Origin of the sequence: Streptomyces sp. NPDC048606, assembly GCF_040650855.1 — a bacterium.
In the GTDB taxonomy this organism is placed as follows: domain Bacteria; phylum Actinomycetota; class Actinomycetes; order Streptomycetales; family Streptomycetaceae; genus Streptomyces.
Genome location: NZ_JBEZIB010000060.1, coordinates 18,156 through 29,935, shown reverse-complemented (window position 1 = coordinate 29,935; position 11,780 = coordinate 18,156). Strand labels below are relative to the sequence as shown.

Below are 11,780 nucleotides of genomic sequence, written 5' to 3'. Positions count from 1 at the left end.
TGGACCAGGACCTGATCCTGTACCTCTTCGGTACCCCCGGACAGGACCGCTTCTGGTTCATGTGGGACGACCTCGTACGCGGCGCCATCGGCGCCATCGTGCTGGTCGACACGCGCCGGCTGGCCGACTGCTTCCCCGCCGTGGACTACTTCGAGAACAGCGGTCTGCCGTTCGTCGTGGCCCTCAACGGCTTCGAGGGGCACCAGCCGTACACGCCGGAGGAGGTCCGCGAGGCCCTGCAGATCGGCCCGGACGCCCCCATCATCACCACCGACGCCCGCCACCGCGCGGACGCCAAGAGCGCCCTCATCACGCTCGTCGAGCACGCCCTGATGGCTCGGCTCAAGTAGCCGTCCTCCCATCGGTTCGTCGGGGCGGGTTGTGTCTTCGGACACGGCCCGCCCCTGTCGTTCATAACGTTTCGACAGAGAATTGCCGCCAGTTGGACACGGCCCGCGTTCACGTGGTGCCGCTGTGCGCACAACTGGCCCCGTTTTTGCCGCAGCTCGCTCTTTATGTCCGTTTTATGTGGGGCGTAAGGCTCTTGGAATGGCCGGTTCCAACTGTTTGGACCACGGCCGCTGCCCGTGCTGGAATTCAACGAACTAGCTAGTAGCACCGCCGAGAGGTTGTTGGTCGAGTGAGGCGAAGCAACTCGAGCCCCGCGGATGAACCCGCGCGCGGCAACTTCACCCCGCCGCCGCGCGGGGCCACGTCGCCCGTCGACGTGCCCGTGGAACCGTCCACCGGCGGGGGCAGCACCAGCAAGCTCTCGCCGCGCAACTGGCGCGTGCCGACCCGTCTGAACGCCATCCTCCTCGTGCCCGTCCTCGTCGGACTGGTCATGGGCGGCTTCCAGGTGAAGGGCTCGGTCGACACCTGGAACGAGGCGAAGGACGCCGAGAAGACCGCGCGGATCGTGCAGGCGGCCGCCGAGTACGGCCAGGCCCTCCTCAACGAGCGCGACCTCACGGCCGAGCCGCTCCTCAAGGGCGACCGCAACAACGACGCCGTCGCCAAGGCCTACGCCGCCACCGACGCCGCCAAGGCCAAGTTCGCCACCGCCGCGAAGGACCTGCCGGCCAAGCAGGGCCTGGAGCGCCGCCTGGAGCTCTTCCGCCAGGAGGAGCCGAAGCTCGAACAGGTCCGCAAGACGGCGTACGCCATCCCCGAGACCCCCAAGAAGAACCTCCCCGCGCAGGCCGGCCCCATCCCGACCGAAGAGGGGTACGTGCTGGTCCAGCACTACCTCATGCAGTTCTCCAACGAACTGGGTCTGGGCACCGGGAACGTCACCAGCTACGGCCGCATGGTCTACGCGGTCGAGCTGGCCAAGGCCGCGAACTCCCTCCAGCGCTCGGTCGGTACGCACCTGCTGGTGCGCCCGAGCGAGAACGAGGACACCCGCAAGGCCCAGCTCGTCGCCTTCTCCTCCTACGCCTACCTCGAAGAGATAGCCATCGGCGAGTACGTCGCCGCCGGCACCGACGAGGACGTCAACCGGCTGAAGGAGGTCATGGGCAAGAAGTCCCAGGAGGGCGCCGCCAAGCTCGCCCAGGCCAAGCAGGCCTCCGAGCAGGCCGGTACGCCGTTCAAGGCCCCGCCCGTCGTCAACGGCTCCGCCCTCACCGGCATGACCGAGGCGATAGCCGGCGGCGAGAAGAACACCAAGCTCGCCCTGAACGGCACCACCCCTCAGGCCTGGCAGGCCGCGGCCACCGCCAAGTTCGACGGTTACGCCGAGATCGAGAAGGACCTCCTCGACAAGGCCGTCAACGAGGCCGTGAAGGTCTCCGACGAGGCCCGCAACGACGCCATCATCACCGGCGCCATCGTCGTCGTGGCCCTGTCGACCGCCTTCATCCTGGCCGGGATGATGGCGCGCCAGATGAGCCGCTCGATGCGCCGCCTGCGCTCCTCCGCCTTCGACGTCGCCGAGCAGCGTCTGCCGATGCTCGTCGACCAGCTCTCGCGCACCGACCCGGGCAAGGTCGACACCCGTGTCGCCCCGATCCCGATCAACTCCCGGGACGAGATCGGCGAGGTCGCCCGCGCCTTCGACCAGGTCCACAGGGAAGCGGTCCGGCTCGCCGCCGAGCAGGCGCTCCTGCGAGGGAACGTCAACGCGATCTTCACGAATCTCTCCATGCGCAACCAGTCGCTGATCGAGGGCCAGCTGACCCTCATCACCGACCTGGAGAACAACGAGGCCGACCCGGACCAGCTGGAGAACCTCTTCCGCCTGGACCACCTGGCCACCCGTATGCGCCGCAACGGCGAGAACCTGCTCATCCTCGCGGGTGAGAACCCGGGCCGCCGCTGGGACCAGCCGGTGCCCCTCGTCGACGTCCTGCGCGCCGCCTCCTCCGAGGTGGAGCAGTACGAGCGCATCGAACTCGCGGGCGTCTCCGAGGCCGAGATCCACGGCCAGGCCGTGACCGACCTCGTGCACCTGCTCGCCGAGCTGCTGGAGAACGCCACCACGTTCTCCTCCCCCCAGACCAAGGTCCGCGTCAACGCGACCCGTCTGCCCGACGGCCGCGTGATGGTCGAGATCCACGACAAGGGCATCGGCCTCACCGCCGAGGACTTCGCGGACATCAACCACAAGCTGGCCAACCCGCCGACCGTGGACGCCGCGATCTCGCAGCGCATGGGTCTGTTCGTGGTCGGCCGGCTGGCGGACCGCCACAGCATCCGCGTCCAGCTGCGCCCCTCGGGCGAGGCCGCGGGCACCACCTCGCTGGTGATGCTGCCCGACGCCATCACCCACGGTGGCGGTGGCGAGGGCATCCCGGACGACGACTTCACGGTCTCCTCGATCATCCCGCAGCAGCAGGCCCAGCAGGCGCCCCCGCTGCGCACCGCCGCCGAGCTCGGCTTCGACGACTCCCGCTACGACGCCCAGGGCGGCAAGGACGCCACCGGCGGCCAGGGGCCCGACGGCGCCCCGCTCGACCCCATGGCCCGCTCGCTGGGTCAGAAGGACCGCCGGGCGGCGCTGGAGGCCCAGGTCCAGCAGGAGCCCGCGGCCCCGGTGGCCGAGTACCCCGCGCAGGCGCAGGAGTATCCGGAACCTCAGCCCGAACACGGGTACCAGCCGTACCAGGGCTACGAACAGGCGTCCGCACCTTCTTACGAAGGGGCGTACGATTCTCCGGCGCAGCCCCAGGCCTACGAGGCGTACCCCGAGCAGGGCTATGCCTATCCGGAAGATGGCTACCAGGACGGTCAGCAGTCCGCTCAGACGTACGAGAGCGGCTACGAGGAGCAGTCCCCGCAGGCCGGGTGGCCCGAGCAGAACACGTACTCGGGTACCTACCAGCAGGACTACCAGACCGAATCGGAACCGCAGTCCGCTCCCGAACCGGCCCAGGAACGCGTAGGCTTCGACCGTCCGGGCGCCGCTGCCGACACCGGTCACCAGATGACCGGAGCGGGCCTGCCGCGACGCGGCAGCCAGCAGCAGTGGCAGCCGGCACAGCAGGAAGCGGAGTCCCCCGGATCCCTCTTCGAGCAGCGGTCGCCGCGCCGGCAGCCCGCCGCCGCGGAGCGGGACGAGGAAGGCGGCGACGCCTGGCGCTCCAACAACGACGAGCGCTGGCAGCAAGCCGCCAAGCTCCGTGAGCCGAAGGCGGGCGGGGTCACCCCGTCCGGTCTCCCTCGGCGGGTACCCAAGGCCAACCTGGTCGAGGGTGCTGCGGAGACGACCCCGCAGGGCGGCCCCCAGGTCTCCCGCGCCCCGGAGGACGTCCGTGGCAGGTTGAGCAACCTGCGACGCGGTGTCCAGCAGGGACGCAGCGCGGGTTCCGAGCAGTCAAGTAACAGCTATGACCAGGAGCGTTAGTGTGAGCCCGATGAGCCAGGCGGCACAGAACCTGAACTGGTTGATCACCAACTTCGTGGACAACACCCCCGGGGTGTCCCACACCGTGGTGGTCTCCGCCGACGGCCTTCTTCTGGCGATGTCCGACGGATTCCCGCGCGACCGCGCCGACCAGCTGGCGGCCGTGGCCTCCGGTTTGACGTCGCTCACCGCCGGAGCCTCCCGCATCTTCGAGGGTGGCGCCGTCAACCAGACCGTCGTCGAGATGGACCGAGGGTTCCTCTTCCTCATGTCGGTGTCCGATGGATCCTCCCTCGCGGTGCTCGCGCACCCCGAGTGCGACATCGGTCTCGTGGGCTATGAGATGGCCCTTCTCGTGGATCGCGCCGGCAGTGTCCTGACTCCGGATCTGCGCGCGGAACTGCAGGGAAGTCTTCTCAACTAGCAGACAGGCAGTGTGTTTCGCGTCATCGCACCGTAAGGTGCGGTGGCGCGGTTCCACAGGGAGTACTGCGTTCTTGGAGTCGGAGGAGGAAACGTGACAACACCCGGAGGACATCCTTATGGCGGCCAGCAGCCGCAGGGTGGGCACGACCAGAACCGCTTCAACTTTCCCTCCACTCCCAGCCGGCCCGTGCCGGAGCACGACCCGTACCAGCAGCAGTCGTACGGCCGACCCCAGCAGCCCCAGCAGCCCTACCGACCCGCGCGCCCCTCGCAGCCGCAGGCCCCGAAGGCGCACAACCCGCTGGTGCGTCCGTACGCGATGACCGGCGGCCGTACCCGGCCGCGCTACCAGCTCGCCATCGAGGCGCTGGTCAGTACCACGGCCGATCCCGCGCGGTTGCAAGGGCAGTTGCCCGAGCACCAGCGCATCTGCCGCCTGTGCCAAGAGATCAAATCCGTCGCGGAGATCTCGGCACTCCTCTCCATTCCTCTTGGTGTCGCCCGCATCCTCGTCGCCGACCTGGCGGAGGCGGGCCTTGTCGCCATTCACCAGCCCGGCGGCGACGAGTCTGCCGGCGGCCAGCCAGACGTGACACTGCTCGAAAGGGTGCTCAGTGGACTTCGCAAGCTCTAACGGCGGAGCGGCTCCCCGCTCCACCACCTCCGCGAAGATCGTGGTGGCGGGCGGCTTCGGCGTGGGCAAGACCACGTTCGTCGGCGCGGTCTCCGAGATCAACCCGCTGCGCACCGAAGCCGTCATGACCAGCGCCTCCGCGGGGATCGACGACCTCACCCACACCGGTGACAAGACGACCACCACGGTCGCCATGGACTTCGGCCGCATCACCCTGGACCAGGACCTGATCCTGTACCTCTTCGGTACCCCCGGACAGGACCGCTTCTGGTTCATGTGGGACGACCTCGTACGCGGCGCCATCGGCGCCGTGGTCCTCGTCGACACGCGCCGCCTCGCCGACTGCTTCCCGGCGGTCGACTACTTCGAGAACAGCGGCCTGCCGTTCGTGATCGCCCTCAACGGCTTCGACGGCCACCAGCCGTACACGCCGGAGGAGGTCCGCGAGGCCCTGCAGATCGGCCCGGACGCCCCCATCATCACCACCGACGCCCGCCACCGCGCGGACGCCAAGAGCGCCCTCATCACGCTCGTCGAGCACGCCCTGATGGCGCGCCTGCGGTAGCGGACCGCTCCCCCTCTCCAACCCGGAACGCCGGGAACCCGTAAGGGTTCCCGGCGTTCCGTCGTTCCGGGGTCACCCCGTCGTGGGGTTCCGGCGCTCCGGCGCTCCCGCTCCGGGAGCGGGAACGCCCACGGCCGCCCGGTGGACCCGTTCCCCGACGCACGGGGCGTCGAGGTCCGGATCGGCCGAGCGGCCGTGGGAGGTGGTGCGGGGGTGGGGCGGGTCAGCCCTGCCAGCTGTGGGGGGCCTGGAAGCCGCGGCTGCGCTCCAGACGGCGCCAGCCGGCGGTGGAGCGGGGGCTGGCGGCGGCCTCGGGGGTGGCGGCGGCGCGGGCGAGCAGGATCGCGGTGATCGCGGCCAGCTCCTCGGGCGCGGCGTTGCCCTTCTCGACCTTCAGCAGGGTGTCGGTGCTCATCGTTGGCAGGTCTCCTTCGGTCGTTACTGCGGCGGGTTGCCGTGCTTGCGAGACGGCAGATCGGCGTGCTTGGTGCGGAGCATCGCGAGGGCGCTGATGAGCGTCTCGCGCGTCTCGGCGGGGTCGATGACGTCGTCCACGAGGCCGCGTTCGGCCGCGTAGTACGGGTGCATCAGCTCGGCCTTGTATTCCTTGACCATGCGGGCGCGCATCGCCTCGGGGTCCTCGGCGTCCGCGATCTGCTTGCGGAAGATGACGTTGGCCGCGCCCTCGGCGCCCATCACGGCGATCTCGTTGGTGGGCCAGGCGTAGGTGAGGTCGGCGCCGATGGACTGGGAGTCCATGACGATGTAGGCGCCGCCGTAGGCCTTGCGCAGGATCAGCGAGATCCGCGGGACGGTGGCGTTGCAGTACGCGTACAGCAGCTTGGCGCCGTGGCGGATGATGCCGCCGTGCTCCTGGTCGACGCCGGGCAGGAAGCCGGGGACGTCGAGGAGGGTGACGATCGGGATGTTGAAGGCGTCGCACATCTGGACGAAGCGCGCGGCCTTCTCGGAGGCGTGGATGTCCAGGACGCCGGCGAGGTGGCCGGGCTGGTTGGCGACGATGCCGATGACCTGGCCGTCCATGCGGGCCAGGGCGCAGATGATGTTGCGGGCCCAGCGCTCGTGGATCTCCAGGACGTCGCCGTCGTCGACGAGTTCCTCGATGACCTTGAGCATGTCGTAGGGGCGGTTGCCGTCGGCCGGGACCAGGTCCAGCAGCACGTCGGAGCGGCGGTCCTTGGGGTCGTCGCTCTCGTGGACCGGCGGGTTCTCGCGGTTGTTGGAGGGGAGCATCGTGATGAGGTAGCGAACCTCGGAGATGCAGGTCTCCTCGTCGTCGTACGCGAAGTGCGCGACGCCGGAGGTCTCGGCGTGGACGTCCGCGCCGCCGAGGCCGTTCTGGGTGATCTCCTCGCCGGTCACCGCGCGGACCACGTCCGGGCCGGTGATGAACATCTGCGAGGTGTCGCGGACCATGAACACGAAGTCGGTCAGGGCCGGCGAGTACGCGGCGCCGCCGGCGCAGGGGCCGAGCATGACCGAGATCTGCGGGATGACGCCCGAGGCCTTGGTGTTGCGCTGGAAGATGCCGCCGTAGCCGGCGAGGGCGGAGACGCCCTCCTGGATGCGGGCGCCCGCACCGTCGTTGAGGGAGACCAGAGGGGCACCGGCCGCGATGGCCATGTCCATGATCTTGTGGATCTTCGTGGCGTGGGCCTCGCCCAGCGCACCGCCGAAGATGCGGAAGTCGTGCGCGTAGACGAAGACCGTGCGGCCCTCGACGGTGCCCCAGCCGGTGATGACACCATCGGTGTAGGGCTTCTTCGCCTCCAGACCGAAACCGGTGGCCCGGTGCCGGCGCAGCTGCTCGACCTCCTTGAAGGAACCTTCGTCGAGGAGGAGCGCGATGCGCTCACGCGCGGTCAGCTTGCCCTTGGCGTGCTGCGCCTCGGTGGCGCGGTCGCTCGGGCCGCGCCGGGCGTCCTCGCGGAGGGAGTGCAGCTCGGCCACGCGCCCGCGGGCGTCCGTCGGCTCGCTCGAGGTCTGGTCCACAACGGTCATGTACCGACCTTACGAAGTCGCGCCATCAAAACCCTCCGTTGGTTCTACACAGTCTCGGGCGCGTTCCGCTGTGTGGCCCGGACAGAACCGCCGGGGGATGTACGGACTCCCCCAGTCGGGGCGACGGGGCTTTGTGCGAGTCCTACAAAACCCTGCGACACGATCCAAGGAAGTTGAAAATTGAACGGAATGGGTCTACCGTCATTCTTGTTCAACCTTCAACCACTTCGCAGCAGGTTCTTCTCCAGGAGGAAGTCATGGGTCTGTTCACCCGCCGTCACCAGGACACCGCGACCACGGCCACCGTCGCCACCCTCGAAGTGGACCCGGCGCTCGCCGCGCTCACCGGCGACTACGTGATCGACGCGAGCCACAGCAGCATAGGCTTCACCGTGCGCCACGCGATGGTGACCAACGTCCGCGGCGCCTTCACCGAGCACGAGGGCACCCTCCACCTCGACGGGAGCGACCCCTCGCGCTCGACCGCCGCCATCGACGTCACGATCGCCTCGATCTCCACCGGCATCGCCGACCGCGACGCCCACCTGCGCGGCGGCGACTTCTTCGACGCGGAGGCCTTCCCCCGGATGACCTTCCGGTCCACCTCGGCGGCCCACGTCGGCGGCGAAACCTACCGCATCGCCGGCGACCTGACCATCAAGGACGTCACCCGCCCGCTCTCCATCGACCTGGAGTTCGGCGGCTCCGCGACCGACCCCTACGGCAACGAGCGCGTCGGCTTCGAGGGCTCCGCCACCATCCTGCGCTCCGACTGGGGCCTGACCTGGAACGCCGCCCTGGAGGCCGGCGGCGTGATGGTCGGCGACAAGGTGAAGCTGACCTTCGACATCTCGGCGATCAAGCAGGCCTGACCGCGGGCCCGCCGGCGCGCGGGCCCCGTCGAGCGGAACCGACCGGGAGTCCGGGGGCGGTCACCAGCCGCCCCCGCCGTCGAAGCCGCCTCCCCCGTCGAAACCGCCTCCCCCGCCGAAGTCCCCGCCGCCGAAGGCCGACGGGTCGAAGTCGGCCCCGGAGACCTCTCCCCCCTCGAAGCCTCCCCCGTCCATCGCTCCGGCCCCGAAGTCGGAGGCGTAGGCCGGGGTGGACATCATCGATCCGAGCATCGTGCCCATCAGCAGCCCCGGGAGGATGCCGCCGCCGAAGTACCCGCCGGCCCAGGGACCGTACGCCGGGCCGGCGTCGTAGTAGGGGCGCCGACCGTGTTCGGTGTCGACCGTACGGACCTCGGGCTCCAGTCCCTCGCGCAGCCGTACGGCGTCCGCCGCGCAGACCGGGACGGTACGGGCCGCACCCGCCGGCGGGGCCCAGGTCGCGTCCTCGGTGCTCGGCCCGTGGCGGGGGTCGAAGAAGCAGGGCGAACGGCGCTCCGGCAGCGGCCGCCCCTGCCGACGCGCGTCCAGCCGGGCCAGGGCGAAGCGCCCGTCCTCCAGCGCCTGGGTGACGCCCCGGACCTCATGGGGGTACCGCACGGAGCCCATGATCTGCTTGGCCTTCTCGTACGAGTCGAGGCCCTGTGCGTAGTCCTCGCGCATCGCGTCGTCGGCGCCGGGCTCACCGGGGTGGAAGTCCAGGCGCTCCAGCTCCTCGCCGAAGGCCGTGATGTCCTCGTCGACGACGACGGAGAGCTTGGCGACCGCCTCGCGGCGGGCCTCCTCCTTCTTCCTGCGTCCCCTGCGCACCAGCGCGTACGCGCCCCCGCCGCCGATCAGCGCCACCGCGCCGAGGCCGATCAGCGCGCCGGCGGAGGAGCCCTGGTCCGAGGCGGCGCCGCCCCAGGAGGCGGGCGCCGATCCCTTGGCCTGGCTCAGGGCCTGGTCGACGAAGTTGTCGAGCTGGGTGCCGGCGTCGGGCGAGCCCACCTTCACGGCGTCCGCGAGGTTGCGCACGGCGTTCGTCGGCATGACGGTCGGGTCGGCGCCGGCCGAGAAGCCGTCGCCGAGCCGGATCGCGTACAGGCCGGTGATCCCGGTCTGGGCGCGGACGGCGCCGAGCACCTCCTTCGGGGGGAACTGCGCTCCGGTGGGCAGCACCGCGACGAAGACCGGCTTCCCGGCGTCCTTGATCTTCTCGGCCAGTGCCTCGGCCCGCTCCGGCGACAGTTGGTCCCGCGCCGCGGGGTCGACGTAGACGGGACCCTTCTTGAGGGCCTCCCCCACGGCGGCGACCCCGGTCTCGGCCGGCGCGGCGGCCACCGCCCGCGGGGCGGCCGCGAACGCGGTCACCGACATCGACGCGGAGACGGCCAGCAGCAGACCGGCCGACAGCGAGCGGAAGCGGGTGGATATCAGCCTGGTCCTCATGCCTACGACGCTACCCGAACCGCCCTTTTCCCGTGTGAGTCGGACATAAAGCCGCCGGGGCCCGCGACGCGGCCCGCTACTCGGCCGGCTCCACGCCCGCGCGCAGGAGCCCGAAGGTGAAGGCGTCCTCCAGGGCCTGCCAGGAGGCCGCGATGACGTTCGGGGCCACGCCGACCGTGTTCCACTCGTCGGTGCCGTCCGTCGTGGAGATCAGCACCCGGGTCGTGGACTCCGTGCCGTGCTTGCCCTCCAGGATGCGGACCTTGTAGTCCACCAGCTCGAACTTGGCCAGCTGGGGGTAGAAGCGTTCGAGGGCCACCCGCAGCGCGCGGTCGAGGGCGTTGACCGGGCCGTTGCCCTCCGCCGTGGCGACGATCCGCTCGCCCTTGGCCCACAGCTTGACCGTGGCCTCGTTGGCGTGGGTGCCGTCGGGGCGGTCCTCGACGATGGCCCGCCAGGACTCGGTACGGAAGTACCTGCGCGCCCGGCCCTCGACCTCGGCGCGCAGCAGCAGCTCGAAGGAGGCGTCGGCGGCCTCGTACGTGTAGCCGGCCAGCTCGCGTTCCTTGACCCGCTCGACGACGCGGGCGATCAGGGCCCGGTCCCCGCCGAGGTCGACGCCCAGCTCCTTGCCCTTGAGCTCGATGGAGGCGCGGCCGGCCATGTCGGAGACCAGCATGCGCATGGTGTTGCCGACGCGCTCGGGGTCGATGTGCTGGTAGAGGTCCGGGTCGACCTTGATGGCCGAGGCGTGCAGGCCCGCCTTGTGCGCGAAGGCGGAGACTCCGACGTAGGGCTGGTGCGTGGAGGGGGTGAGGTTGACGACCTCGGCGATGGCGTGGGAGATCCGGGTCATCTCGGCGAGGGCGCCGTCCGGGAGCACCTTGCGGCCGTACTTGATCTCCAGCGCGGCGACGACCGGGAAGAGGTTGGCGTTGCCGACGCGCTCGCCGTAGCCGTTGGCGGTGCACTGGACGTGGGTGGCGCCCGCGTCGACGGCGGCCAGGGTGTTGGCGACGGCGCAGCCGGTGTCGTCCTGGGCGTGGATGCCGAGTCGGGCCCCGGTGTCGGCCAGCACGGTGGAGACGACGGCGGTGACCTGCGCGGGCAGCATGCCGCCGTTGGTGTCGCACAGGATGACGACGTCGGCGCCGGCCTCGTGCGCGACGCGGACGACGGACTTGGCGTACTCCGGGTTGGCGCGGTAGCCGTCGAAGAAGTGCTCGCAGTCGACGAAGACGCGGCGGCCCTGCGCGACGAGGTGGGAGACGGTGTCGCGGACCATCTCCAGGTTCTCTTCGAGGGTGGTGCGCAGCGCGAGTTCGACGTGGCGGTCGTGGGACTTGGCCACCAGGGTGATGACGGGGGCGCCGGATTCCAGCAGGGCGCGGACCTGGGGGTCCTCGGCCGCGGAGCCGCCCGCGCGGCGGGTGGCGCCGAAGGCGACGAGGCGCGCGTTCTTGAAGTCGATCTCGGCGCGGGCGCGGGCGAAGAACTCGGTGTCGCGGGGGTTGGCGCCGGGCCAACCGCCCTCGATGAAGCCGACTCCGAAGTCGTCCAGGTGCCGCGCGATGGTCAGCTTGTCCGCGACCGTGAGGTTGATGCCCTCACGCTGGGCGCCGTCGCGCAGGGTGGTGTCGAAGACGTGGAAGCCGTCGTCGAGTGCCGCTGTCGGCTCAGTCGCCTCTGTCGTCGTCATGCTGATCTGACTCCTGTCGGATGAGTGGTTCCGGAGACCGGGGATCCCACTGCCCCCATCATCGCGCGCCACCGGCCCCGGCATGATTTCGAGCCGGGAAACGAAAAGACCCCTCGCGGGTGCGAGAGGTCTGCGCGCGGGTCTGGGGCACGGTGGCCGCTTCCGCGAAGGTCTTCCACGGTTCAGCGGTCACTGAGGACCGGCGCGCTGCTGTCCATAATCATGAGCCGAGCAGACACGCGCGCAGTCTTTCACACGCCCCGCCG

At 70.2% G+C, this 11,780-nt stretch carries 10 protein-coding genes; 6 read left to right on the top strand and 4 right to left on the bottom strand.

From position 1 onward, the window contains the following. From AB0D01_RS37595 to AB0D01_RS37575, 5 genes are all read left to right on the top strand, one after another. Nucleotides 1–350 (top strand): ATP/GTP-binding protein (locus AB0D01_RS37595; protein ID WP_351831620.1); only part of this gene is annotated, 350 nt, incomplete at its 5' end. Between the two features lie 290 nt (nt 351–640). After that, on the top strand, nt 641–3,847 hold the full coding sequence (locus AB0D01_RS37590; protein WP_363063514.1) for a nitrate- and nitrite sensing domain-containing protein: 3,207 nt from the start codon (nt 641–643) through the stop codon (nt 3,845–3,847). 10 nt (nt 3,848–3,857) lie between these two features. Then, nucleotides 3,858–4,271: a roadblock/LC7 domain-containing protein gene (locus tag AB0D01_RS37585; protein ID WP_030037347.1), complete on the top strand. Its 414-nt coding sequence runs from the start codon at nt 3,858–3,860 to the stop codon at nt 4,269–4,271. 93 nt (nt 4,272–4,364) lie between these two features. After that, nucleotides 4,365–4,907, top strand: coding sequence for a DUF742 domain-containing protein (locus AB0D01_RS37580; RefSeq protein WP_363063512.1), 543 nt, complete (start codon nt 4,365–4,367; stop codon nt 4,905–4,907). Further along, nucleotides 4,888–5,472 carry an ATP/GTP-binding protein gene (locus AB0D01_RS37575; protein WP_007266770.1) on the top strand — a complete coding sequence of 195 codons (585 nt, stop codon included), beginning with the start codon at nt 4,888–4,890 and terminating at the stop codon, nt 5,470–5,472. The genes AB0D01_RS37580 and AB0D01_RS37575 overlap by 20 nt, the downstream gene beginning before the upstream one ends. A 223-nt stretch (nt 5,473–5,695) precedes the next feature. Here the strand turns inward: AB0D01_RS37575 and AB0D01_RS37570 are convergent, their stop codons facing one another. Beyond that, a complete protein-coding gene (locus AB0D01_RS37570; RefSeq protein ID WP_363063510.1) occupies nt 5,696–5,887 on the bottom strand; it encodes an acyl-CoA carboxylase subunit epsilon in 192 nt (63 codons plus the stop codon). A gap of 23 nt (nt 5,888–5,910) precedes the next feature. Next, nucleotides 5,911–7,494, bottom strand: coding sequence for an acyl-CoA carboxylase subunit beta (locus AB0D01_RS37565; RefSeq protein ID WP_363063508.1), 1,584 nt, complete (start codon nt 7,492–7,494; stop codon nt 5,911–5,913). A gap of 257 nt (nt 7,495–7,751) precedes the next feature. Between AB0D01_RS37565 and AB0D01_RS37560 the strand changes: the two genes are divergently transcribed. After that, complete coding sequence (locus AB0D01_RS37560; protein ID WP_363063506.1) at nt 7,752–8,366, top strand: YceI family protein; 615 nt, start codon at nt 7,752–7,754, stop codon at nt 8,364–8,366. Nucleotides 8,367–8,426: 60 nt separating this feature from the next. On the opposite strand, the gene AB0D01_RS37555 is transcribed toward AB0D01_RS37560, so the two are convergent. Together AB0D01_RS37555 and cimA are read right to left on the bottom strand one after the other, a co-directional pair. Next, nucleotides 8,427–9,815, bottom strand: coding sequence for a hypothetical protein (locus tag AB0D01_RS37555; RefSeq protein ID WP_363063504.1), 1,389 nt, complete (start codon nt 9,813–9,815; stop codon nt 8,427–8,429). A gap of 76 nt (nt 9,816–9,891) precedes the next feature. Next, nucleotides 9,892–11,514 (bottom strand): citramalate synthase, encoded by a 1,623-nt coding sequence (cimA, locus tag AB0D01_RS37550; protein ID WP_363063502.1) that lies wholly within the window; start codon nt 11,512–11,514, stop codon nt 9,892–9,894. Nucleotides 11,515–11,780: the final 266 nt, after the last annotated feature.